Here is a 23,687-nt window from a genome sequence, read left to right as displayed (position 1 = left end):
TCAGAAATGTCCCTCGATACGGTGCTTCAGCAGGGTTTCGATGGCCGAAACGGCAAAGGCCAGGCTGGTGGCTGCGGCGCCCAGCACCACAAGCAGGTGGAAAGGAAAGGTCGGCAGGGTCCAGACGCCGCGCACGCCGAAAAAGTCGGCGCTGGTCCATGCATCGTGGGTGTCGGGCCAGGCGGCCTTGGCCACCAGCGCAAAGATGATCGCGCCGGCAAGTGCAAAGAGCCCGTCCAGCAGCACCACGGTTTGGGGCGAAAAGCGCTGGATGCCGCGCGGCAGAAAGTCCGAGCGGATAAGCGTACCGTTCAGCGCGGCAGGGGGCAGGAGAAGAAAGACGATGGCACCCACCGAACGGGCCGAGATTTCGGCCACGCCGATGATCGGCGCGGCCAGCACGTTGCGGCCAACCACGTCGGCCACGATCAGCATCATGATGGCAAAGATCCACAGCGCGCCTACAGCCGCCATGGCGTTCAGGACAAGCTGGAGCCCGCGCCGAAGCGCGGGCAGGCCGGTTGACAGGAAACTGGCGCGTTGCATGGGAACTCCCTCTGTTGCGCGCGGGACCGAAGCCATCTGGGTCAGAGCCCGGCGGTCCAGTCACGGGCCGGGCTGATGCCTCGGGCTTCGAGCTCGGCGAAATATGCCTTCACCACAGCCGCCGCGGGCGCTCCGTTGGCATCGAGCCAGGGTTTGGCCACATCGGGCAGGGTCGCGGCCCAGCGTTCCCGCTCGGCGGTTGCTATCTCGGTGACCTGAAGCCCGGCGGCCTCCATCTCGGTCATCGCCTCGGTGGTGCGCTTGGTGATGTAGTCGCCATGCGCGCGCGATGTGATCTTGCCCGCCTCCTTCAACGCGGCCTGCACTGGTTCGGGCAGCCGGTCGAAAAACCGCTTGTTGACCGCGATGCCGCCGAAATACATCGACCCAAAGCCGACCCGCGTCAGATGCGGCGCGACTTCGTAGACCCGTGTCGGCTGGATGCCGCTGGCGAACGAGAGCGTGCCTTCGGAAACGCCGGTCTGGATGTCGGTGTAATAGGTGGTCAGCGCTCCGTCGACTGGCGTGCAGCCCGTTTCAGCCAGCCAGTTGGCCGAGGTGCCCGGCGCGTTCAAACGGCGGTTCCTGATGTCATCGACCGAGGCGATGGGGAAGGTGGCGTAGACGTCGTAGCTGTCGGTCACCAGCGACGACAGGTGCACCATGTTCTGGTCGGTCCATCCGGCGCGCAGCTCGGGCAGCTCTTCGGTCAGCTTGTCGAATATGTCGATTGTCACGTTGTGGTCGGCGTTGGCGAAGGGTGTGAAATAGGTCACGTTCTGTAGCGGCATGGCCGAGCCTTCCCAGACCGTGCCCACCATGCCCACGTCGACGATGCCGTCGCGCACCGCCGCGCGGGTGTCCTTGAACTTGTAGAGCGTGCCGCCGTAGTTCTCGTTCCAGGTCACCGAATACTCGCCGCCCGCGTCCGCCAGCAGCTTGTCCAGCGCCGGTTGCAGCGCGGTCTGCATGGCATAGACCCAGATGTTGTTGGTCGGGTGGCTCGACCCGATCTGCACCGAGATGTTCTCTGCCGCGATGCTGCGCGTGTTCAGAAAGGGCAGCGCCAAGGCTGCCGAGCTTGTGGCCAGAAAGGCCCTGCGCGTGGTGGTCATTGGTATCCTCCTCCCAGGGATGGTGTTTTGTTCTGCGCGCCTTTTTCGCGGCGGAGCCGCATCCGCTGCGCGCCAGCGGGTCAGGCCGACCGGGCCTCTTCGGGCGGGGTCAGCGCATCGGACAGGTTGGCGAAAAAGGCATCGGTCAGTTTCTGAGCGGTGGCGCCGATCAGCCGGTTGCCGAGCGAGGCAAGCTTGCCACCCACCGCGACATCGGCGTCGTAGCACAGCCGCGTGCCGCCCGCCTCGGGCGTCAGGGTCACTTGCGCGGCGCCCTTGGCAAAGCCGGCGATCCCGCCGGAGCCCTTGCCAGAAAGCGTGCAGGACTGGCCGGGCACGATGTCGCTCAGCTCCACATCACCCTTGAAGCGGGCCGAAACGGGGCCGATCTTGAGCTTGACCACGGCGGCAAACTCGGTCGCGCTGAGCTGGTCGAGGCTTTCGCAGCCGGGAATGGCACCTGCCAGCACGTCGCGGTCGAAAAGCGCCGTCCAGACGGTTTGCGGGTCGGCGTTCAGAAACTGCTCTCCGTCGAGCTTCATGGATCGGTCCTTTCCTCTCGGGCCGCGTCAAGCGCATCGAGGATGCGCAGCGGAGTCATGGGGGTCTGGGTGAGCCGCGCGCCAAACGGGCGCAGCGCGTCGTTCACCGCGTTCATCGCTGCGGCACCGGCAGCGGCGGTGCCTGCCTCGCCCACGCCCTTGGCGCCAAGGATCGTGTCGCCGGTGGGTGTCTCGATATGGGCGATCTCGATGTCGGGCATCTCGCAGGCCATGGGCACGAGGTAGTCGGCAAGCGAGCCGTTGGTCAGCTGCCCGTCCGCATCGTATTGGCATTCCTCGAAAAAGGCGGGGCCAAGCCCCTGCACAACACCGCCACGGATCTGTTCGTCGACCAGCAGCGGGTTGATGATGCGACCGCAATCCTCGACGATCCAGTGTTTCAGGATCCGCACGAGTCCCGTCTCCACATCGACCTCGACCAGCGATCCCTGGATACCGTTGGTGAAATCGAACGGGTAGCCGGTGGGCGCAAAGTGATGCGCCACGGTCAGCGAATGGTCGATCCCGTCGGGCAGGGTGTCGGGCCGGTAGGTGGCGATGCGGCCGATCTCCTCCAGCGTGATCCGGGCCGCCCCGCTGCCATCGACCACCGCGCCGTTCTCGAGCCGCAGGCTGGCCGGATCGGCCTGCACCAGCGCTCCCGCCAGCGTCAGGATACGGTCGCGCAGCCTGCGCCCGGCGCGCAGGGCGGTTTCGCCGCCGATGCCGGCGCCCCGGCAGGCCCAGGTGGCGCCACCGCTGGGCGTGGTCGCGGTGTCGCCAGTTGTCACGCTCACGCGCTCGGGCGTGACGCCCAGCTGATCGGCCACCACCTGCGCGATGATCGTCTCGGTGCCCTGACCCTGCTCGGTGACCGAGATAGCGCAGTGAATGTCGCCCGAGGGCATCATCCTCACAACCGCCCCATCCTGCGCCGAAATCCGCGCACCACCTACGCCGTAAAAGGCCGCGCCGGGGTTGGTGATCTCGACAAAGGACGCGATGCCAAAGCCCCGATGGATGCCCTGCTTGCGCAGACTGGCATGCTCGGCGCGCAGCGCCTCGGGGTCCATCATCTCGTGCAGCTTGGCCAGACAGGCCTGATGCGACAGCTTTTCGAACTGATAGCCAGTGGCCGAGACATGCGGATAGGCATCGTCGGCGATCAGGTTGCGGGCGCGGATCTCGAACGGATCAAGCTCCGTGGCTTCGGCCGCGCGTTCGACCAGCGCCTCGGTCACCGCGCAGGCGATGGGGTGGCCCACAGCGCGATACTGGCTTGTCTGCACCTTGTTCTGAAACGCGACCGAAAGCCGCCCGCGGTAGTCGGGCATGCGGTAGGGCGCACCCATGAGGCGGATCACCTGGTTGCCCTCGGCGGCACTGGTGCGCGGATAGGCCGAGACCGCGCCGACCTGGGTCAGGTCATCGACCTCCATCGCAAGGATTGTGCCGTCGGCATCCAGAGCCATGCGGCCCTTTACGATGTGGTCGCGGGCGTGAATGTCCGAAAGGAAGCTTTCCAGCCGGTCGGCCACATAGCGCACCGGGCGCCCAAGGATCAGGCTGGCCGCGACGGCGCCCATTTCCTCGTTGTAGACATGCAGCTTCATGCCGAAGGAGCCGCCCACATCGGGGGCGATGACGCGCACCTTGCCCTCGGACAGGCCGAAGTGGCGGGCATAGACGTCCTGGAACTGGTAGGGTGTCTGGGTGCCATGATGCACGGTGAGCGCACCGCTCGACGCATCGAAATCGGCAATCACCGCGCGCGGTTCAAGCGTCACGGCCGTGTGGCGGCCAAAGGTCATGCTGGTCTCGACCACATGCGCGGCCCCGACAAAGGCCGCGTCCACGTCGGCGGTTTCGAGCACGGCCTCGTAACACAGGTTGTCTCGTGCGGCGGGGTTGGCCAGTGGTGCGCCGGGGCGCAGGGCGGCGGCCCCGTCGGTGACAGGCTCGGCGTCCTCAATGTCGAGCATCACCAGTTCGGCGGCGTCTTCCGCCTCGGCGCGGCTGCGGGCTAGGATCATAGCCACCGGGTGGCCGGTCCACAGCACTTCTTCCTCGGCAAGGATGTTCATCGGCGGGCTCTGCATGCCCGCGAAATGACCCAGCGTGCCGACCCAGGGGGTGCAGCGGACGTTCAGTTCGGGGGCGGTAAAGATCCGCACGACGCCGGGGCAGGCGCTGGCCTCCGAGGTGTCGATCTCGAGAATCCGGCCGCGCGCCATGGGGCTGCGGACAAAGACCGCGTGCAGCATACGGGGCAGGGTAAGGTCGCTGACAAAGCGGCCGCGCCCGGCAAGGTGGCGGCGGGCATTCTCGCGCCGTGCCGACTGGCCGATGTGGAGGGTCATTGCGCCGCCTCCGTCTTTGTTTCCGACCGGCCCGCACGGTCGCTGGCGGTGGCCGCGATGGCATCGACGATGGCTTCGTAGCCGGTGCAGCGGCAGTAGTTGCCGGACAGCGCGTCACGGATCTCGTCACGGCTGGGATCGGGGTTGGCCGCCAGCAGCGCCTGTGCGCTCATCAGCATGCCGTTGGTGCAATAGCCGCATTGCAGCGCGTTGCGGTCGTGGAACCGCGCCTGCAGATCGGCGGCGGCGCCGGTTTCGGTCAGCCCTTCGATGGTCTCGACCGTGCAGCCCTCGGCCTGCACCGCGAGCACCAGGCAGGCATGGACGGGCGCGCCGTCCATCAGCACGAGGCATGCACCGCAGGCGCCCATCTCGCAGCCCAGATGCGTGCCGGTCAGGCCCATGTCTTCGCGCAGGAAATCCGCAAGGCTGGTGCGTGGCGAGACCGCCTCCTGAACCTGTTCACCGTTCACGGTCGTGCTCAGCAGATGTTTCATTTCACCGGCTCCATTCGGCTCAGCACCCGGCCCAGAAGAACGCGCGCAAGTTGCAGCCTCCGCTCTGGCGGAAAGCCGGGATCGTCGGGCGGGTCGAGATCCTGCGCCAGCGCCGCCTGCGCGCGGGCGATGCTTTCGGGCGACAGGGGCGCGCCGTCCAGCGCCTGCTCTGCCGCCCTGGCGCGCACAGGGGTAAAGCCCACCGAAAAGAGTGTGACCGACGCACCGGCGATCACGCCGCCCGCAACATCCGCCTGCGCCGCAACGCCGACCATAGCGTAATCGCCCCGGCGCCGGGCAATCTCGTCAAAGCCGAAAAGGCGGCTCTCGGGAGGCAGCGGCACGTGGATCGCGGTCAGCAATTCGCCGGGGGCGAGGGCGGTCTCGTAGAGGTCGAGAAAGAAGTCGTCTGCGGCGATGAGGCGGCGACCATCGGGACCATTCGCTTCGATTTCAGCGCGCAGCGCCAGCACGGCGGCCGGGAATTCCGATGCCGGATCGGCCAGCGCGAGGTTGCCACCAATGGTGCCGCGATTGCGGATCGCGGGGTGCGCCACATGCGGCGCAGCCTGCGAGAGCAGGGGGGCATGGTGCGCGATCAAAGGGTCAGCAAGCACCTCGGCATGGCGGGTCATCGCGCCGATGCGCAGCGCGCCTTCAGCAACCGACACGCCGCGCAGCTCGGCGATCTGCGAGATGTCGATAAGCCGCGACGGCGCCTGCAAACGCAACGCCATAGAGGGCACCACGCTGTGCCCTCCCGACAGGTAGAGAGCGTCGCCCCCAGCCTCGGAATGCAGCGCCCACGCCTCTTCCATGCTGCGCGCACGCAGGTATTCGAACGATGGTAATTTCACTTTCCCCCCTTCGGTCCGCAGCTCCTCCAGCTGCAAAAGTGACCGCTTGGTAACTTATCTAGATCATCGTCCCGGGAGTCGGTCAACATAAAATGACCACTTGGTAACTTTTTTATTTACCGCTATCTTCGTGTTGGAAAATGACATGAGACGGGCATGACCTCAGACACCGGGACCAAGGCACCACGCCGCAAGAACATGCGCGCAGAAGAGCGTGAAAAGCTGATCGTGACCGAGGCGGTGCGCTTTTTTGCAGAGTCGGGGTTCGAGGGGCAGACCCGCGAGCTCGCCAAGCGCATGGGCGTGTCGCACGCGGTCATCTACCGGCATTTCGAAAGCAAGGATGCGCTGATCGAACGGGTCTACGAACACGTCTATCTCAAGCGCTGGAAACCGGATTGGGAAAGCCTTGTGCTTGACCGGAATCTGACCCTGCGGCAGCGGCTGACGCAGTTCTATGTGGAATATGCCGAACGGGTGTTCGACTATGACTGGGTGCGGATTTTCGTGTCGTCCGGGCTGAAATCCTATGGGCTAACCGAGCGTTATCTTGACATCGTGCGCAGCAAGATCATCGAGCCGGCCGCGTTGGAACTGCGCCGCGAGCGTGGCGAGCCAGAGCGAACCGATCCGCCCGGTGTGGACGAGCTAGAACTGTTCTGGGGGCTGCACGGTGCGGTGTTCTACATCGCAATTCGGAAATTCGTCTACAACATGCCGTTAGAGATCGATGTCGAGGCTGCAGTACGCAACACGGTGGCAAATTTCTTTGATGGGACGCTTGGTAGGCCAATTGAGAGCAGTTTAGGTGATTGCTCCAAATAGACGGTTCAATCGACGCGACGGTTCCGCATGGCTGCTGAAAGGGTATTGCCAAGTTGTTGACTGGGTTTGGTAGAGGTATGTCTGCCTCATGAACATTCCAATCGATTTGCCGCCCCTGAAGGGCTTTCGCTACCCACGTGAAATCATCGCGTTCGCTGTCTGGGCGTATCACCGGTTAGCCCTGAGCACGGCTGATGTTGAAGACCTATTGGCTGCTCGGGGTGTGATTGTCAGCCGGGAGGCGATCCGACTGTGGGTTAATCGCTTTGGGTCGCATTTTGCAGATTGCATCCGCCGCGAACGTCCGCGGCCGAGCGACAAGTGGCACATGGATGAGGTCGTGATCACGATCCGGGGCAAGAAGCATTGGCTGTGGCGCGCGATCGACGCAGATGGAGATATTCTCGTGCAGACACGTCGGAACGCCAAAGCAGCAAAGCGCTTTTTCCAAAGATTGGTTTCACAGTTTGGCGAGCCGAGAGTGGTCATAACCGACAAATTGCGCAGCTATATCAAGCCGGTCAAAACACAGGCTCCGAACGCTGACCACCGGGCCCACAAAGGCCTAGGGTCAGGATTCATAACCAGTAGATCACAACAGCAGCGAGCGCGATGGCTGAGAGGAAGACCTTGGGACAACGGTCATAGCGTGTCGCCACTCGTCTCCAGTCTTTGAGTCTGCCGAACATGATCTCGATGCGGTTGCGCCGTTTGTATCTCCGCTTGTCGTATTTGACCGGCGTCTTGCGTTTCTTCCGGCCTGGGATACAGGCGCGTATCCCCTTGTCTTGCAACGCTTCTCTGAACCAGTCAGCATCATAGCCGCGATCTCCTAGCAGCCATTTGACGTTTGGTAGGCCGCTGAGCAGTGCCCGTGCGCCGATATAATCGCTGACCTGTCCGGCGGTGACGAACAGATCGATTGGTCTTCCCTGGCTGTCACAGATTGCGTGCAGCTTGGTGTTCATGCCGCCCTTGGTGCGACCGATCAGGCGACCACGCCCCCCTTTTTAGCGGCCATGCTGGTCGCTGTTCGATGGGCCTTCAGATATGTCGCGTCGATCATCACAGTCTTCTGTTCGCCATGCGCCGCAGCGAGACCGGTCATCATCCGCGCAAAGATGCCTTTCTCGCTCCAACGCTTCCAGCGGCTGTAAAGCGTCTTGTGTGGACCATAGGCCGCGGGAGCGTCGCGCCAACGCAAGCCATTGCGATTGATGAAGATAATCCCGCTCAATACACGCCGATCATCGACGCGAGGCTTGCCGTGCGACTTCGGGAAGAAAGGGGAAAGCTTGGCCATCTGCTCGTCGGTCAGCCAGTAAAGGTCGCTCACGTCACCGCTCCGTTTTCCGAGCCGTGAATCACGCAGCGCAGCGAAAATCAATGCATCCTGACCCTAGGTGAGAGGACACTTACAATCATTTGTCTGCTCGTTGTTTTTCTCTTTTATGTGACGTGCCACAAAATATGTCACGTCATTTTTTATATGAGGCATATTATATGACGTGATATTTTATACGGCATATAATATTATCTACCGTTGCTGACGTGCGGCCCATTTCCGGCAAAACCCGATAAAAGCACTGTCAGGGTTACGAGGCGGCTCCATGCCTTGATCAAGCAGGCTCATTACCCACGCCCGCCATTCCTGTTCGACCACATAAACATCCCAGCCAGGCGCGGCTTGCCGCGCCGCCTCGTAGGTGTCCGGCATGAGCTTAGTGGTAAATCCCGAGCCAACGATCATCTGTTGTGAAACACGACTACGGAAGGAAACCATGTCGCCTTCCATACTTACCGAATAGTCTGGCAAGTGGTCGAAGTCGCACAGCGCACGGACGGCCAGCCGGAAGTTCCGAATGGCGTCGCTCGAACCACACTTCTTTTGAAGCTTCTTCAAACCGATCTGCCAAGATTCCTTTGAGCCACAGTGTTTTCGCGCAATCTCGTAAATCCGGCGCTCGATTGGCTTACGGAGACGGAAATAGTCCGGGTGAAGTGTCAGAACCTCGTTGGCTTCAATGGCTTTGAAAAGCCATTCTGAGAGCTTGAGGCCCCATTCGGTGACACGGCCATCATGTCGTTTGCGCTTGATCTTTGCGCCTTCGATCAGGCCAAACGCCTCCCATGTCTCTTCGCCGCCCGTCTTGATCGTCGTCCTGAGACGTGTGCTGTCCAGCCGGTCAAGGGAGTCACGCAGCAGATCATAGTCGTGACCACCGGTGTGGCGATTGCTGAACTCCAAGAAGTCTTGGGCCTGAAACTGGATTTCGCGCGAGTATTGGCGACCTTCATTGCGCGCCGCCATGATCTGGCTAATCGCAAAGATCAAAATGTCCTTGTCATAGATGTTGGCGATGCCCTTGGGACCGGGAGTAACCTCCAGAACCACATCTCCATGCTCATATCTCTTAACATCACGGATCGGCTTCTTTGACAGCGTGAAGATCGGATGCTCCATGGACGCCATGTCGCTTTTAATGACAGCATCGGCCACGTCACAGATGAATAGGTTGGCTTGGGGATGACGATCCGGGAGGAGGGGGCGATAGTCTTCGTCCATGAATCACCTATCGGGATAACGGCTGCACTTTTATTGCTATCGGGATATTAGCTGCACCACAAGACCTATCGGGATAACGGCTGCACTTTCCCGGATAATACCTGCATTCTATCGGGATATTAGCTGCACTACACTTCTACAAATTACTGAAATCATTCATCGAATCTAACGTTTGCGAATGCGTAACACAGATTCTAACACATATATAACACCCAGCCTGTCAGGTTGAGACAATCACCGACAGCGCTTCACCCATTACCTCTGGTAAAAGACGCAGGCATCGACACCCGTAGTTGTCGTGGTCCAGGAAGCCCCGAGGACAGCGCATGTGGACGCGTTGCTAGCTAAGAAACGAGGAAGCGTCACCGTCAGCACCAGGACCACAACCAATGCACCCAGACCAAACCAGGGCAGGCGGCTCTTGACGCGATCCGCTTTCTGTTCTCGTTCGAACACCGCTCGATAGGCTGTAGACCTGTCATCTTCCGATTTGGCCAAGGCCCCGATAGTCTTGTCCGTCTGGACGCCAAGGCGTCTGACAATCTCTGTCATCGCGTCTGCGGTTGCGCCCAGATGGCTATCGAGTGTCTGGCCAAGAAGATCCCCGTACTTTTTCGGGTTGGTCTGGTCCCGTGCGGCGAAAGCTGCGATCCGCGCTTCCGTCGCAACCTTGATCTGTTTGTCCGCCACGGCGGTCAGATCGTCGATCCTGTCGGACATGCTGGCGACAGCCGTGGCCATGAGATCGAGCGTTTCGCGCAGATCATCGTCGGAAAGGGCAGGGGGGGCGGGTTGGTTTGGCATCGGGAGGCGTCCTTGGGGTTACTGGCCCTGCGGGACGAACAGCCCCTTGAACTCTGGATCGGTGTAGTAGCGAAGCTTCTCCGCGACGGCGGTGGCTTGACCCTGCACGCGCAGGAGCTGGTTTTCCGGGCGGAGCTGCATGATTTCATCTGGGGTCAGCAGATCGCGGCCCGTGAGGTTGTTACTGAAGCTGGGGCCGTCACCGGGTTTGAAGCTGTCGGTCTGGAACCCGGCGGTTTCCTGGCCCATCATCTGGCTCAGCCACTTGGCCGTCTCGAAATCATTCACCCCGAAGACCTGCTGCACCCCGGCATTGGCAATGAAAGTACCAGCGCGTTCGCCATAGAGGTCCTTGAGCTGGCTCATATCCTGCAGGATCGGCCAGAGCTGCAACCCATAGCCCGCCATCAACCCCATTGCGCGCTCTACAGCCTCCAGACGGCCCAGAGCCGCAAACTCATCCAGCAGGAACAGCGTGGGCGTCTTGAGGCGCTGTGTGCCCCCCTGAGTGCCTGCAGGGCCGCTCTGGGGCCTGACGGACGCCTCAGCGTCCCGTGCGATGTCCTGAAGGGCCTGAGACACCAGAAGGCGCAGCCAGCGGCTATAGGCGTCCATCCGGTTCGGGGGCAACACCAGAAACACCGAAGCGATCCGGTGGCGCAGATCTGAGAAGTGGAAATCCGACCGCGACAGGACTTTGGCAATGCGCGGACTGTCCAGGAAGTGCGTGTGGCGCTGTGCGTTGGATAGCACCGAGGCGGCTTCACGATCCGCCTTGCCAAGGAAGCGGTTGGCGGCGCGGGCGATCAGCCCGCCCGCCGCATCGCTGTCTTGCATCAGCTCCAGCAGAGCGCGGAGCTTTTCCGGGGGCAGGGTGAGATATTCCCGGACGGTGGCAAGTGTCCGGCGGTTGGGGTCCTCGTGGCAGACGCAGAACATGATCAGCCCACCAAGGATGGCCTTGGCCTCCTCGTTCCAGTGTGCCTCCGTCACCTGTCCCGGCGGGTCCATGACCAGCGTCTCTGTCAGGGAGGCCGCATCCTCGCCCAGATCGAGGCTGTCCGGTGTCAGCCGGTCGAACGGGTTGTAGGCTGCAGACGGCATCCCGGAGACCTCAAACGGATCGAGGACGTGGACCGTTCCGAACCGCCGCCGTGCTTCCCCGGCGATCCGGGCATTCTCGCCCTTGGGGTCGATGACCAGAACCGAGCGTTCCGCCGCCAGCAGGTTCGGGATCACGGTGCCAACGCCTTTCCCGGCCCGTGTCGGGGCGAGGGTGATCAGATGGGCGGGACCGTCATAGCGCAGCAGCCGCCCGGTGTGCGGATTGCGCCCGATCAGAAGACCGTCTTCCCGCTGGAGCTTCTTCAGCTCCTTGCGGTTGGCGAAGCGGGCGGAGCCATGGCTGTCGCCGGTCAGCCCGAAGAAGGCATCGGCTCCGGAGGCCATGCGCCAGTATTGGAACCCAAAGACAGCACCGACAACAATGCACGGCCCAAAGATCAGCCACTGCCATGCGCTTTCGCCGGGCGGCTGGTCAAAGAAGGCGAAGGGCGTGGCCACGAGCGCCCCGATCATCGCGCCGAACAGGACAGCGCCGATCATCCAGCCCAACAGGATAGGCGTGAAGATCAATCGACCGAAGAACCGGAACAGCCCTCCGAAGACGAGCATCACGCCCCGCATCAGGACGGCTTTTCCGGATCAGATATGGACGGTGCAGGGGAGGGCGGCCCCCAGTCCGCGAAGGCCTTGCGGTCCTGTTCGCGGGGCAGGTTGCGGATTAGCCGGTCGAGCATCGCGGCAGCCCCGGTATCCCGTTCCGCCAAGTCCATGAGCGCACCGCCCAGGATCACCTTGCGCCGCGTTTCGAGTTTGCGCTGTCTGGTGCTTTCCCGGTTCTTCAGTGCCTGAAGACGGGCCTTGGCCTGGGCATATCGTTTCTCGGCGCGCTCAAGTTCTGTTTCTGCCAAATCTCTACCCTCGCCACCAAACATTCTTGTGGTTGAAGTTGTTCTTGCCAGATCAACCGATAGCGCTTACCCGTAGGCCTGTAAAGGACAAGGGCGCACTTATGCAAACTCTTCACCTGCGGTTCCGAGATTTGCGTGCGATCTCTCTGGGGCAAAGCCCCGGCCGATGGCCATCCCCTTCGCTGCGTACCGCCGCGACATGGAAGGGCGCGCTGCCCCTTCCAAACCATCCCAGCCCAACCTCAGCGGTTGGATCGCGTCCCGCAATGTCGCGCCAGCGTCTCGCCCGATGCCCCACGGTGGGGGCTGGTCTGCCGCTGGCGTCTCCCTTACGGGAGGTTCGTATCGTCGGACCTGTCGGTGCCGATACGAACCGGGTTTGCCCGTGGCAAACCGCCAGTGACCTGTCCCCATATCCCGCCCCGCATAAGGCTGGGGATTTGGGGGCAGATCACTGGCAAGCCCGCGCCTCAGAGAGCCAGAGGCTCGCTTCGGGCGGGCTGTCTTTTCCTCTCGCACCGCGCCGGTTTGGGGCGCGATCCTGCGAAGAAAAGACGGCTGATCCGGTAACCAATATCGGGGTATCGGCACGGATCAGGTCCGCTGCGTGCGGGCGTTTGCATCACGGGCGAGGGGAGGGCGCATGGCCAGCTACCACCTCTCCGTGAAGACGATCAAACGCAGCGCCGGGCGCTCCGCCACGGCGGCGGCAGCCTACCGTGTCGGAGAGCGCATCGAGTGTCAGCGCGAAGGCCGTGTCCACGATTACACCCGCAAGCAGGGCATCGAGGAGACCTTCATCCTGACCCCGAAGGATGCGCCGGACTGGGCCACGGATCGCTCCCGCCTCTGGAACGAGGTTGAGGCCAGCGAGACCCGCCGCAACTCCGTCACCGCCCGCGAATGGGAGCTGGCCCTGCCGTCCGAGATCAGCGCTGAGGACCGGTCGCAGATCACCCGTCAGTTCGCCGAGGAGCTGGTCAGCCGCTATGGCGTGGCCGTCGATGTGGCGATCCATGCGCCCCATCGCGAGGGCGATCAGCGCAACCACCATGCCCACGTCCTGACCTCCACCCGCAAGCTGGAGGCCGGGGGCTTCACCGCCAAGACGCGGGTTCTCGATTCCGCCAAGACCGGCGGCGTCGAGATCGAGCAGATGCGCGGCCTCTGGGCCGAGTTGCAGAACCGCGCGCTGGAGCGTGTCGGGGAGGTCGAGCGTGTCGATCACCGGTCGCTTGAGAAGCAGCGCGAGACGGCGCTGGATCGTGGCGACAAGCTGACGGCCGAGGAGCTGGACCGCGACCCCGAGCTGAAGCTGGGGCCAGCGGCCAATTCCATGGAGCGGCGCGCGAAAGCTGTGGCCGAGCGTCAGGGCCGGGAATACGTCCCGGTCACCGAGCGCGGGGCCGTGGTCCATGCCGCCCGCCAAGCCCGCGCCGCGTTCCGCGAAATGCGCGCGCGGCTGGATGTCGCGCGGGACACCTACGGTATCGCGCGTGAGACGGGGCAGGGCCGCGTCTCTGCCGGTCTTGCGGCGCTCAGGGCCGCGACCGCGAAAGAACGCAGCGAACGCAACCCGGAGGATTTCCGGGAGCGGTTGTCGCAGGTCGTGGGCCGGTCGCGGGACCAGGACGACACTCCGAAGCCGGAAGGTCGCAATTACGCGCGCGAGCGGCTGAAGGAGATCATGGAGAAGGACGCCGGGCGCGACGGCCAGGCGGCGGTTCACAAGCTAGACGGTCACAGCGAGTATGATCTGGGCGAGGACACAAGCCGCGAGGCGCGCAAGCCGTCCGTCAACGAGCGGCTGAAGGATGTGCTGAACAAACCGCGCGAGCGGCTGGAGATCGAGGACGAGCGCGACCAGGAGAAGGATCAGGAGGTCGAGAAGGATAGGGACATCGACCGTGATCCAGGTCTCAGTCACTGACGAGGCGATGAGAGGTCGTTTCCCCATTCTTCATGGGAATGCTTGCCTGAGAGAACCCGACACCAACAAGGAATGAAATCACGCCGGTTGCCGTCTTGAATTCGCGCACCCTGATCGCATTCTGCGTCACGCGCGTTCTGGCAGTGACAAGGATTTTCTCCTACCCATCACTCCCAACCGTCCGCATGATCCACAGGCCGTACCAGCTTGGTCCCTTGCGTTCAGGATCGGCTTTGCACAGCACTTCGACCGTGTGTCCCTCCTCAGCAAGTCCCCGAAGGCCTTGTTCGGTGGTGACGTTTAGTTCGAGGTCAATCGTCTGGTTCATCGCGCATACCAACAAAAACAATGATGGTCGTCTTGTGCCTGAATCTAACGAGGGCATCAATCGTATATTATCGAGTTAGATATGGCTCGATAGAGTTCAGTGATCCCGGCAGTGCGCTGGTATCGCTTTGAGCGATAGGCAGGGCCGGGGATCGACGGGCTGACGCCCGCTCACCCCAACCCTGACAGTTTCCAAACCCTGTTGATCCGCCTGCCATCCTGTCAGGTCCGAGAAAACCGGCAAGCGCCGCCTGTGGCGTCGGTTCCGGTCGAGAATTCCGGTTCCTCCCACGCGCAGGCGCGCGGTTCCCTCCCAAATTCACGCCCTCCACCCGGTTGTCACGGCCCCGCCAGGCCGCAGGACGGGCTTTGCCCTTACCTGCTCTGCCCTTCGGAATGCATGGGCATTCCAAAGATCAGAACAGGAAGGCCCGCCCATTGGCGGAAAGGGGAGCAGACCCAGACCGCGTCACGCAAGGAGGGTCACAAATGACCGCAGAGAAGTTTGACGTTTATTCCCATGTCACCAACCAGATCATCGCGCAGATCGCGGCGGGAACACCGCCCTGGCGCAAGCCGTGGACCGGCGGCGGGGTATCGGCCAGCTTGCCGGAACGGTTCAACGGCGAAGCCTATCGGGGCATCAACATCCTGATGCTTTGGGCCACGGCGATGGCCAAGGACTACAGCTCAGCCCGTTGGATGACGTTCAATCAGGCCAAGCAGCTTGGGGGCCATGTCCGCAAGGGCGAGAAATCCGCAACCGTCGTGAAATACGGCACCGTCGAGCGCGAGGACGAGAACGGCGAGGAACGCCATATCCCCTATGCCAAGGCCTACCGCGTGTTCAACGCCGACCAGATCGAGGGCTTGCCCGCCGAGTTCTACATCCTGCCCGATCCGCCCCGCGATCTTGGCACCGTAGCCGACCCCGCGTTGGAGGCCTTCTTTGCCGCGTCCGGCGCGCAGATCGACGTGACCGAGGAGCCGCGCGCCTATTACAACATTAAGACGGACCGGATTCATATGCCGCCGATCGGGACCTTTCACAGGGCCGCAGGATATTACGGCACCTTGGCGCATGAGCTGACCCACTGGACAGGTGCGACGAAGCGGCTGGACCGCTTGGGCCGGTTTAATGACCGCAAGGCTTACGCGTTCGAGGAGCTGGTCGCCGAAATCGGCAACTGCATGCTTTGCGCGCAGATCGGGGTGGAGCCTGAATTCGACCAGAGCGCCGCCTATGTCGAAGGATGGCTTGAGGCGATGAAGGAAGACAGCCGCGCGATATTCCGCGCCGCGTCCGAGGCGCAGAAGGCCGTGGATTATATCATGGAGCGCACCGCGCAAGCCGACCGGATGGCCGCCGAGTAACAGCCCGCACCGCTGAAATGATCGAGGCCCCCGTCAGCATGCGGGGGCCTTTTTGCGTTGTGGGGTGATCGTGGATGTGGGCGGTTTCAGGGTGACCTGTCGGCGGGCAACCAAAAGGCCACCCGCCGACAGGCCCGGCGCTTCGCGCGGACGGGCATAGGATGCCCGCGAGCAAGCCAGACAGGGCATCTTCAACTACATCGAAATACTCTATACTCTGAAGCGCAAACATATCAGAATCGGGATGCTTTCATGCATCGAGTTCGAGGAGCAGACCATGACTGATCTTACCGCCCGAACAGACGACTGGTCCTTTCAGATTGTTGCGGAAGGTTCCAAGCGATTTTTCGTTCGAGTAACCAGTCCTATGGGCAGTAAGTCATCTATGGTTTTCTCGGACTTTATCTTGAATCCAGATGATAACGCACGAGCGATAGAGGCTTTCCGCCTACTCAACGAGCGGGGTTTTGTAGTCAGCCCACCTATGAAATTAGTGTTTCAAGACATTCATCCGTCCTACTCGGATGAAAGAGATCGCGCCGAGCTAATTAGGCGGCATGATCAAATTGTGGGTGTGTTAAAAGAATATGCAGCGCAGGCAGGACTAACTGTCGAGAACACTTTCCTCAACCCGACTGGCAATAAATTTGAAACAGTTGCTCAGATAGAATGAGAGACGGTACTCTTGGCGCAAATCCTAGGGCATTAACTAGAGTGAAAAACGCGCATTGCTGTGCGTATGCAAAAACTCTCGCGTTTCAAAATATGCCAAGTCTTCCATTTCAGACATAATCCTCATCTCGGTCGCAACACTTTCAGTTTGTAAGGCTTGCTTATAGTCGCGAAGAAGCTTTGCCGAATACGATGCGTAAACACGATTTCTAGTAAGGTCTTCTGTCAGCCCCATACCATCGCGATATGCTTGTAGGCCAACGACAGCCACCGCTAGGATACTCGCAAGGAAAACGGCATTCTCTACGGCACTTCCCGTGCTAAAAAGCTGCGCAGCTACAGCTAAACTCTGAAGAGCAATGATACCCACAGTAGCAATAAATTCTAAACTGGATACAGTATGCTCTTGGTCTGCGAGAGACCCAAATATTGGGAAAGGCGAAGCTCGCCGTCCAGCCTGCTCTGTGGCGTAGCCGATTTGCCAACTAAAGCGAAATTCCATCCAAAATTTTCGGAACTCGTCTAGTTTGTCTGGATCGAGTTCTGCTTCTTCGCAATCTACTTTTCTGGACAAGAGCGCCGCTTCTTCCAGATTTGTATCTCCTTTGACGATCTGCACGTAGACTGGTGCACAGATTTTCTTAATTACGCTTGCAAGAGCTGATTTTCGGGAGCCGATAACATTTTGTTGCGACACACTTCCTTGAGAGCATGCCTCACACATATGCTCCAACAAAAACTGAAAATAAAGATGTCTCAAACGCTCTCCTGCTAAGCGGTGATAAAGCCAAGCATCGCGTCGCCTTCCAAACAAAATCCCTTTGCCAAGAAAAACCGATAGAACGAGAAATAAGAGTGACACAGATGCTAAGAGCGGTCTCAGCCAGTCAGGTCTAGAGGCCCATTCGGTCATGATCGGCGCAGCGGCAGTTATTGTCATAGATAGTGATAGCACCATGAACACAATGGCGTAGAAACTATTGCGTCGCGAAGAGGACTTTTTTTCTAGAGCTTCATTTTCATGGTTTTTGAATGCTGCAGTAAGTTCTGGCCAGATGAAAATTTCGGCCATTTTGGGAAACTGCTCCTTGAGGTAGTCCTCGTCGCCTGGATTCAGGCCAATGTCAGAATTTGGTTTGGATGACATAGAAGAGTACTCTAGTCTGTATGTTCAGTTGGCTTCTTCGATGACACCCTAGCCGAGTAAGGTCTGATTATGCGAGAACCTTTTGATATCTTCATCGGTGGCCCGATGGGCGGCACACAACAGGACGCCCATGGCCTTCCTTTTGCAGACCATATCCAGCGGCTCAAGGCGGCTGTGGAGCGTGCGGCAACCGAAATTGTCCATGAGAATGGGGCACCTAACATCAAAATCTATACACCAGAGCTTGATGATAGCGGCATGATCACCAGCCGAGTGTTCGGTATCCTCGACACTGCAGAACTAGGGATCATGGATGTCTCAGCGGGTAGTCCAAGCGTTATGTACGAGCTGGCGATGTTGCATGCTCTCGGCATCCCAACAATCCCCGTTGTTATGGCGGATAAGGACGGAAGCCCGCAGTCATCATTCTACCTTCAAGGTACGTACCAAGCTGTGGTCGAGAGCTTTGAGGAAGATGTACTTTTTGCGAAATTAATGCCGATGATCAAAACAGTAATTTTCGGAGATGATGCTGGCATGAATCCTGCGGCCAACCCAATGAGCGAGTACTACGGGCTGCCGCTTGTCGAGGCATCAGCATCGACTGGCTTGGCGACTGGCTACTTCCACAACTTCATGCGGCATATACTCAAGGCCAATGGCGGTGTGTTTGATTTCATTGAGGACGAAGTTTTCAAAATGGTCGTTATTAGACCTCGCGATCTGGAAGAGGCCGAGGGCTTGTCTCAGGTTGTTCAACGGAAGCTCAAGAGCTTTGATATCGATGTAGAGCTAATTGGCGAGCGTGATGGGAAGGTTTATCAAGATCGGGAGCAGGCCCGTGGAAAGATGCTTGTTTTTCGGGCTGGGGGATATCTCTTCGATACCCCTGCCCCGCTAGCCGCACAGAATAAATCGCCCCGGATGAAACGTATCCGGCTTATGGCTGAGCGCGCAAAGACTGACGCAGCCAATGCAGCGGTGCAGAAATTTGAACAACGCATGATTGACGACTTTATGGCAACGCTTGCCCGTTTGCCTCAGGACTACCCGGGGAGCGTTTCGCGGCGGCTTGGTGTGGCAACTATCAAAGACTTTGTGCGAATGGTACTAGTATCTCTCGGACGTGAAATACCGGATGACTTTGATAGGCGTTTCGGTGTTCCTGATTAGTGTGTTGTGGCTATACTGCGATAGTTGTGCATGGCCATAAACGGTCGATTCCGCCGGTGACAAAAACGCGCGAGTTTTGGCCACCGACGACCCTGAACCGGGACCTTCACTGCGGCCAGAGGCAAAGCTCGCTCTGCGGGACTTTCCTGCCGTTCACCAAGGTGTCGTGCCTCCAGGCTCGACAAAGCGACCGCTGACCTTTGCATCCAAGGCATATTCGGACGGAAGCCGCGCGCCTTCTTCCGGTGTCATCTCGCCATATCCTCCGGTTAGGTCGGTTTTGACGAAGCCGGGGCTCACCGAATTTACCGTAATGCCAGTGTCCTTCAGTTCCTCGTGGAGCTGGATCGTCAGCATGTTCAACGCCGCCTTGGACGCGTTGTAGCCGATGAAGCGTTGCGGGTAATACGGTGCGCCGGGATCGGCGTTCTCTGTTAGCGAGCCCATCGAGCTCGACATGTTTACGATCCGCGCATTCGGCGCGGCGCGTAGAAGGTGCAGCATGGTCTGCGTAACTGCCAGAGTTCCGATGAAGTTGACATCGATGACCCGGCGCACAGCCTCTATCGAGGCCTTGCCGGGCGCCGCATCGCCGGCATCGAAGATGCCGGCGTTGTTGACGAGGATATCCAATCGGCCGAACCGCGCCTCGATCGTGGCCGCTGCGGCTGCGATGGTCTCTGCAGAGTCGAGGTCGAGGTGCAGGCCTTCGGCAGCAAACCCCGCCTCGGCCAGACCGGCCGCTGCCGCGTCGCCGCGCGCCTTGTCGCGGCTGCCAAGCAGCACATGAACGCCAGAGTTCGCCAGCTTGCGGGCGATCTCAAACCCGATTCCCTTGTTGGCGCCGGTTACGAGGGCGATACGTGAATGTGTCATAAGTCTTTCCTTTTTCTGACTTACCCTATTTATATGAAGGAAAATTCATATTTTGGATTCGCATATGCCGCCGACCGTGACGAAAGCCCTGAAGCCCCGGAAAACACCGTCGCAATCGCGCTCCCGCGTGACTGTGGATGCGATTTACGAGGCGACGATTCAGGTTCTGCTGTCACAGGGCATGGTGGGGCTGACGACCACCGGAGTGGCTGAACGCGCAGGCGTTTCGGTCGGCTCGATGTATCAGTATTTTCCCAACAAGCAGGCGCTCGTCTACGCGTTAAATGACCGCTTCCTCACGCGGCTTGCCGAGCGGGTCGAAGAGACCTGCGCCCGGATGCTGGGGCGCCCGATCGCTGAAGCAACCGACGCCCTGATCGATACATACTGGGCGGTTAAAACAGAGCGACCCGAGCTGACCCGGGCGCTTTACCGCTCCGTGGCTGAGTTGGACAATGATGCGTTGATCTATGCCTTTGCCGCACGCGTGGACAGGGCGACGACAGACATGTTCCGCCATGCCCCCGACATCCCAGACGATGAGGTCGAGCAGACAAACTTGCTATTGACGACCGTGATCTACGGCTCCGTGCGCAACGCATTCGAGCGTGGGCTCGGTCCACAAGAGATCGCGGTGTTGAAAACCGGCCTCAAAGCAATGTGCCAAGATCACCTGCGAAGTATTGGAAGTTGATCACGCCTGATTGAGAGCGTCCGCTTCAGGTCTCGGGTTCCAACGGCGAGCCTCAAGATTCCTCAAATGCGTGGGGCGACCACAATGGGCTCGAAGCTGCCTTTCGCCGCACAGGCACGAACGGCTGCTGTCGGACAAAAACCTCTGGTCAGAACTACGCGGCCTAAAATGGTCGTTTTTGAGCCTATCGCCCTACCCCGCGTGTTTTCGGATGTTCTGAGGGCTCAAAAACCCGGTGCAAAAACTTTTGCGTTTTGCACCGTTTTTGATACCATATCAGCATGATTATTGGATACGGACGTGTCTCGACCGAGGACCAACACCTAGATGCTCAGATCGACGCTTTGAAGGAAGCTGGAGCTGAGCGCATTTTCGCGGACAAGATCAGTGGCTCCAAGCGGAAACGCCCCGAGCTCGACAAGATTCTGGAGCAACTCCGGCGCGGTGACATCGTCCTGGTCACGAAATACGACCGGCTTGCGCGGTCCCTGACCGACCTTCTCGACATCGTCGCACAGATCGAAGCGGCCGAAGCAGGCTTCCGGTCTCTCGCTGAAGACATCGACACGACCACACCCGCAGGCCGGTTAATTTTTCACGTCTTCGCATCCATTGCCCAGTTCGAGCGCGAACGCATCCGAGAGCGTACGATGGAAGGGCTCGAGGCCGCGCGCAAGAAGGGCCGCATCGGCGGCAGGCCCCCTGCCCTGTCCGCAGATCAAAAAGCTGAAGTGTTACGATTGAAGGATGAAGGGCGCGCGTTGAAAGACATCGCCGCTTTGTTCAACGTCAGCTTAGCGACCGTCAAGCGTGTTTAGGCTGAAGCGGCACGCGTGGTGAACACTTCACCCGAAAACTGTAAAGCACGGGAGCTTGGAATCTCCCACTCAACCGTTCCTCCTGCCCAGGTTTGGGCGCGCAGGTGAACAGAATTAGTAATAGTGTTAATTCAAGCGTGCAGGTAGCCGCAAACGACAACCAGATCACGACACCTGCTATCCGCGCCTCTTTAAAAGACGAATGATGACATCATGGCTATCTTCATCATCAAGACTCGCAAGAAGAAGCTCAGAGTTTTGATCGGACAAGCGGTTAAATTCTTCAGACGCCAAACTAAGAATGCGGCGGGCTTCGCTTCTCAGGTCGTTTTGCACATTCGACAAAACCAACAGCGTACGTCCAATCTGTTCGGCATCTGACAGCAGGCGCTTTTGGCTTGTGTCGCGGCCTTTAAAATTCGGAAACTTGGCCGGGTTGATCCGATGAGCGGTTTGCCACGCGTTTTCAAGGCGCTCGGCCTCTGCGCGCAAACGCTCTTCTTCGCTGCGAAGCCGCGCAAGTTCCGCATCAAGCCGTATGCTCTCGCAGAGCAACCGCGTGCCTTCCGCGACGAATGACAGGGTTTTCTGAACGGTGCGGTTATCGCCGTGATACAGATCGCGGTATTCTCCTTCCTCAACGCGGCAGGCCGCTTCGGAGAGGGCCAAAATGCGTTGAACATGCTCATCAACCGGCGCCGCCTGCGCAGGGATGGCATGGCAAAGCGCCAACGCACATAAGGCGGTTTTTAATGGGACCATGGCAGCTTACCTTCAGGAAAAAACATTTTTAAGACCTTTCAAGAATTCTTCGTAGTGCTGCTCAATCTTTCCGTTTGATACTATATACTTGGGGCGCCGTCCGCTGATCTTCAGCAGGCCTGCCTTGCCCAACACATCCAGATGCGAATTGGTGGATTGCTTGACCATGATCTCGTTCAAAAGCGCCCCGATGGTCGACTGGTCAAAGCGAAAAAAGCCGTCCTGTGCGGCGGCGACCATCTCTTCGATCTTCCAGTCGTCAATCAGGCTTTCCTGAAGGCGGGTGATGGTCAGACCGCTATGTGTCGCGCTGCGTTTTTCCTTGCGTAGCTCGGCGATTTTCCGGCCAACACTGTCATTGTGATCCTTTAGGTAGTCCTCAAGCCCCTCTGGATCTTTGGTCAAACCCAGCTGTTGAATAACGAAAAAGAACTCGGCGATGAAGAACACCGCAGCAGAACGCAGCTTTTTGATGTCCTCGCTCGACAGCTCGCTCTGGCCGGGGTTTTGTGGATGCTCTGGATCGGGCACGGGAACGATGGCCTTTAGGAACGCGCGTCGCTCGGCGCGCATGCCACCAACGATATCCAGTAAATCGACACTCACTTTGCACCCCGTAAAAATCCATTTCTAAATTTTAGAGATAGGTTCAATCAAAAGCAAATTTTACGAAAACAAAGTGCTTGTACAGAAAAGTTAGAGGCCGCGACTTACCCTCAGTGCTCAGGGAGCAAACGCAAACACACCCCTTGAGCAACGCCTGGGAGGGCAAGTCAAATGAAAAAGATGTTGATGGCAACCGCCGCCGTTCTGGTTCTGAATACTGTCGGCACAGGTGCAGCGCTGGCAAGCACGCAAACGATCGCCGAGATCGAGGCCAAGTATGATGCGCAGTTCGATGCCCTGCAGACCGAAATGCAGGACTGGCAGGGTACAGCGCCTGATCCCTCGGGCATCGAGGCAACCATCGGGGCGGAATTTGACGTCACATGGGAGATCACGGATTTCTCCTTTGACATCCCCGAAGTGGTTTTCAAAACCCGTGAGTTCAGCCTTCATCTGCCGCAGTTCAAATGGGACCGCACCAGCTTTTCCATGGATGTTCCCGAAATCCGCATGGAGACCAAGAAAGTTGGGGAATACCCCTGCTTTAAAGGCTGGAAGTGGTATTCCTGTGATGCCAAGATGGATGTCCCGGTGACGCGTACGGTCCACAAGAAATTCTCTTTGGACCTGCCGCAAACCTGGTGGGATCGCACGAGCTTTTCGATGGATATCCCCGAGTTTTACAGCAAGCGCGTCGAGATCAAAATGCACCTTCCCCAGTTCAAGCTGAAGGATGTGCACGGCGAAATCTCGGCCTATCAAAAGCAGGGCGAGGCCTTTGGCCTGCGCGCGCAGCAACTGGGCGAAGCCAAGAAAGCCGACATGAAGGCCGCAGTGCGTACGCAAATCGGCACGGAAAAGCAAAAGGCCGTGGCCGAGTTTGATAAGGCGCTGGCCGCATTGGACAAAGCCATCGGCGAAATCCGCGCCGCTGGTGCTGATCCGGCCCAGCTGAACACGCCAGATGGTGTGATCAACCTGATCGCCGTCCGCGCCGAAATCGTCCAGAAGCGCGGTCAGACGATTGCGGACATGGACAAGGCGCTGACCCAGCTGGCTGCGTAACGTTCCACCAAAATAAGTCTTGGGGCCGCCGAGATAATTCGGCGGCCCCATTGATACTGCGCTTGACCTGCCCCCCGCGAGATCCCTCACCGTGATGTAGAGTCTGCGCCAACACTGAAGGAGCAGACACTTGCGAAAGAGCCGTTTCACCGAGGCGC

Annotated in this window: 23 protein-coding genes and 1 pseudogene; 9 read left to right on the top strand and 15 right to left on the bottom strand. The window is 59.6% G+C overall.

Features of this window, described 5'->3' with window-relative positions; translation table 11 throughout:
- The 6 genes from GGQ68_RS22965 to GGQ68_RS22940 all read right to left on the bottom strand — a co-directional run bounded on the left by GGQ68_RS22965 (position 1) and on the right by GGQ68_RS22940 (position 5,917).
- The gene (locus GGQ68_RS22965; protein ID WP_165809966.1) at positions 1-546 is read right to left on the bottom strand and encodes a TRAP transporter small permease subunit; all 546 of its coding nucleotides are present in this window, start codon (positions 544-546) and stop codon (positions 1-3) included.
- Between the two features lie 41 nt (positions 547-587).
- Positions 588-1,661 (bottom strand): C4-dicarboxylate TRAP transporter substrate-binding protein, encoded by a 1,074-nt coding sequence (locus GGQ68_RS22960; RefSeq protein ID WP_183970169.1) that lies wholly within the window; start codon positions 1,659-1,661, stop codon positions 588-590.
- Positions 1,662-1,741: 80 nt separating this feature from the next.
- Positions 1,742-2,203, bottom strand: coding sequence for an SRPBCC family protein (locus GGQ68_RS22955; RefSeq protein WP_089963105.1), 462 nt, complete (start codon positions 2,201-2,203; stop codon positions 1,742-1,744).
- On the bottom strand, positions 2,200-4,563 hold the full coding sequence (locus tag GGQ68_RS22950; RefSeq protein ID WP_183970167.1) for a xanthine dehydrogenase family protein molybdopterin-binding subunit: 2,364 nt from the start codon (positions 4,561-4,563) through the stop codon (positions 2,200-2,202). The genes GGQ68_RS22955 and GGQ68_RS22950 overlap by 4 nt, the downstream gene beginning before the upstream one ends.
- Positions 4,560-5,060, bottom strand: coding sequence for a (2Fe-2S)-binding protein (locus GGQ68_RS22945; RefSeq protein ID WP_183970165.1), 501 nt, complete (start codon positions 5,058-5,060; stop codon positions 4,560-4,562). Before GGQ68_RS22945 ends, GGQ68_RS22950 begins: the two co-directional genes overlap by 4 nt.
- On the bottom strand, positions 5,057-5,917 hold the full coding sequence (locus tag GGQ68_RS22940; RefSeq protein WP_183970163.1) for an FAD binding domain-containing protein: 861 nt from the start codon (positions 5,915-5,917) through the stop codon (positions 5,057-5,059). The genes GGQ68_RS22945 and GGQ68_RS22940 overlap by 4 nt, the downstream gene beginning before the upstream one ends.
- Positions 5,918-6,073: 156 nt before the next feature.
- Between GGQ68_RS22940 and GGQ68_RS22935 the strand changes: the two genes are divergently transcribed.
- Both GGQ68_RS22935 and GGQ68_RS22930 read left to right on the top strand, forming a co-directional pair.
- Entirely contained in the window at positions 6,074-6,742 is a 669-nt protein-coding gene (locus GGQ68_RS22935; RefSeq protein ID WP_221235706.1) for a TetR/AcrR family transcriptional regulator, read from the top strand.
- 88 nt (positions 6,743-6,830) lie between these two features.
- Positions 6,831-7,370: pseudogene (locus tag GGQ68_RS22930) on the top strand (IS6 family transposase); the annotation flags it as partial.
- On the opposite strand, the gene GGQ68_RS22925 reads toward GGQ68_RS22930, so the two are convergent.
- The 5 genes from GGQ68_RS22925 to GGQ68_RS22905 form a co-directional block, all read right to left on the bottom strand.
- Positions 7,321-8,078, bottom strand: a protein-coding gene (locus GGQ68_RS22925) for an IS5 family transposase (protein ID WP_183970161.1) whose coding sequence is annotated in 2 segments (ribosomal slippage) — positions 7,321-7,754 and positions 7,754-8,078 — 759 coding nt in all. Because the reading frame shifts where the segments join, the coding sequence is not laid out codon by codon here. The pseudogene GGQ68_RS22930 and the gene GGQ68_RS22925 sit on opposite strands and share 50 nt — an antisense overlap.
- A 201-nt stretch (positions 8,079-8,279) precedes the next feature.
- Positions 8,280-9,308 carry a replication initiator protein A gene (locus tag GGQ68_RS22920; RefSeq protein WP_183970159.1) on the bottom strand — a complete coding sequence of 343 codons (1,029 nt, stop codon included), beginning with the start codon at positions 9,306-9,308 and terminating at the stop codon, positions 8,280-8,282.
- Positions 9,309-9,563: 255 nt separating this feature from the next.
- Positions 9,564-10,112, bottom strand: coding sequence for a hypothetical protein (locus tag GGQ68_RS22915; RefSeq protein ID WP_183970157.1), 549 nt, complete (start codon positions 10,110-10,112; stop codon positions 9,564-9,566).
- A gap of 18 nt (positions 10,113-10,130) precedes the next feature.
- Entirely contained in the window at positions 10,131-11,798 is a 1,668-nt protein-coding gene (locus tag GGQ68_RS22910; RefSeq protein ID WP_183970155.1) for a type IV secretory system conjugative DNA transfer family protein, read from the bottom strand.
- Positions 11,798-12,085: a mobilization protein gene (locus GGQ68_RS22905; protein WP_183970153.1), complete on the bottom strand. Its 288-nt coding sequence runs from the start codon at positions 12,083-12,085 to the stop codon at positions 11,798-11,800. Before GGQ68_RS22905 ends, GGQ68_RS22910 begins: the two co-directional genes overlap by 1 nt.
- Positions 12,086-12,728: 643 nt before the next feature.
- Here GGQ68_RS22905 and mobQ point away from each other — a divergent pair.
- The 3 genes from mobQ (at position 12,729) to GGQ68_RS22890 (ending at position 16,389) form a co-directional block, all read left to right on the top strand.
- Complete coding sequence (mobQ, locus tag GGQ68_RS22900; protein WP_183970151.1) at positions 12,729-14,015, top strand: MobQ family relaxase; 1,287 nt, start codon at positions 12,729-12,731, stop codon at positions 14,013-14,015.
- A gap of 816 nt (positions 14,016-14,831) precedes the next feature.
- On the top strand, positions 14,832-15,716 hold the full coding sequence (locus GGQ68_RS22895; RefSeq protein ID WP_183970150.1) for an ArdC family protein: 885 nt from the start codon (positions 14,832-14,834) through the stop codon (positions 15,714-15,716).
- A 277-nt stretch (positions 15,717-15,993) separates the two neighbouring features.
- Positions 15,994-16,389 carry a hypothetical protein gene (locus tag GGQ68_RS22890; protein WP_183970148.1) on the top strand — a complete coding sequence of 132 codons (396 nt, stop codon included), beginning with the start codon at positions 15,994-15,996 and terminating at the stop codon, positions 16,387-16,389.
- A gap of 36 nt (positions 16,390-16,425) precedes the next feature.
- Here GGQ68_RS22890 and GGQ68_RS22885 read toward each other — a convergent pair whose 3' ends face one another.
- Positions 16,426-17,460: a hypothetical protein gene (locus GGQ68_RS22885; RefSeq protein ID WP_183970146.1), complete on the bottom strand. Its 1,035-nt coding sequence runs from the start codon at positions 17,458-17,460 to the stop codon at positions 16,426-16,428.
- Positions 17,461-17,604: 144 nt separating this feature from the next.
- Here GGQ68_RS22885 and GGQ68_RS22880 point away from each other — a divergent pair, with 144 nt between their 5' ends.
- On the top strand, positions 17,605-18,708 hold the full coding sequence (locus GGQ68_RS22880; RefSeq protein WP_183970144.1) for an STING domain-containing protein: 1,104 nt from the start codon (positions 17,605-17,607) through the stop codon (positions 18,706-18,708).
- Positions 18,709-18,861: 153 nt separating this feature from the next.
- Here the strand turns inward: GGQ68_RS22880 and GGQ68_RS22875 are convergent, their stop codons facing one another.
- A complete protein-coding gene (locus GGQ68_RS22875) occupies positions 18,862-19,584 on the bottom strand; it encodes an SDR family NAD(P)-dependent oxidoreductase (RefSeq protein ID WP_183970143.1) in 723 nt (240 codons plus the stop codon).
- 64 nt (positions 19,585-19,648) lie between these two features.
- Between GGQ68_RS22875 and GGQ68_RS22870 the strand changes: the two genes are divergently transcribed.
- Positions 19,649-20,278: a TetR/AcrR family transcriptional regulator gene (locus tag GGQ68_RS22870; RefSeq protein ID WP_183970141.1), complete on the top strand. Its 630-nt coding sequence runs from the start codon at positions 19,649-19,651 to the stop codon at positions 20,276-20,278.
- A 281-nt stretch (positions 20,279-20,559) separates the two neighbouring features.
- On the top strand, positions 20,560-21,096 hold the full coding sequence (locus GGQ68_RS22865; RefSeq protein WP_183970139.1) for a recombinase family protein: 537 nt from the start codon (positions 20,560-20,562) through the stop codon (positions 21,094-21,096).
- A 177-nt stretch (positions 21,097-21,273) separates the two neighbouring features.
- Here the strand turns inward: GGQ68_RS22865 and GGQ68_RS22860 are convergent, their stop codons facing one another.
- Together GGQ68_RS22860 and GGQ68_RS22855 are read right to left on the bottom strand one after the other, a co-directional pair.
- Positions 21,274-21,858: a hypothetical protein gene (locus GGQ68_RS22860; RefSeq protein ID WP_183970137.1), complete on the bottom strand. Its 585-nt coding sequence runs from the start codon at positions 21,856-21,858 to the stop codon at positions 21,274-21,276.
- Positions 21,859-21,870: 12 nt separating this feature from the next.
- A complete protein-coding gene (locus GGQ68_RS22855) occupies positions 21,871-22,389 on the bottom strand; it encodes a hypothetical protein (protein ID WP_183970135.1) in 519 nt (172 codons plus the stop codon).
- Positions 22,390-22,635: 246 nt separating this feature from the next.
- Between GGQ68_RS22855 and GGQ68_RS22850 the strand changes: the two genes are divergently transcribed.
- A complete protein-coding gene (locus tag GGQ68_RS22850) occupies positions 22,636-23,529 on the top strand; it encodes a hypothetical protein (RefSeq protein ID WP_183970133.1) in 894 nt (297 codons plus the stop codon).
- Positions 23,530-23,687: the final 158 nt, after the last annotated feature.

Source organism: Sagittula marina, from assembly GCF_014196795.1.
In the GTDB taxonomy this organism is placed as follows: domain Bacteria; phylum Pseudomonadota; class Alphaproteobacteria; order Rhodobacterales; family Rhodobacteraceae; genus Sagittula; species Sagittula marina.
This window is presented reverse-complemented; position numbering and strand designations above follow the sequence as displayed.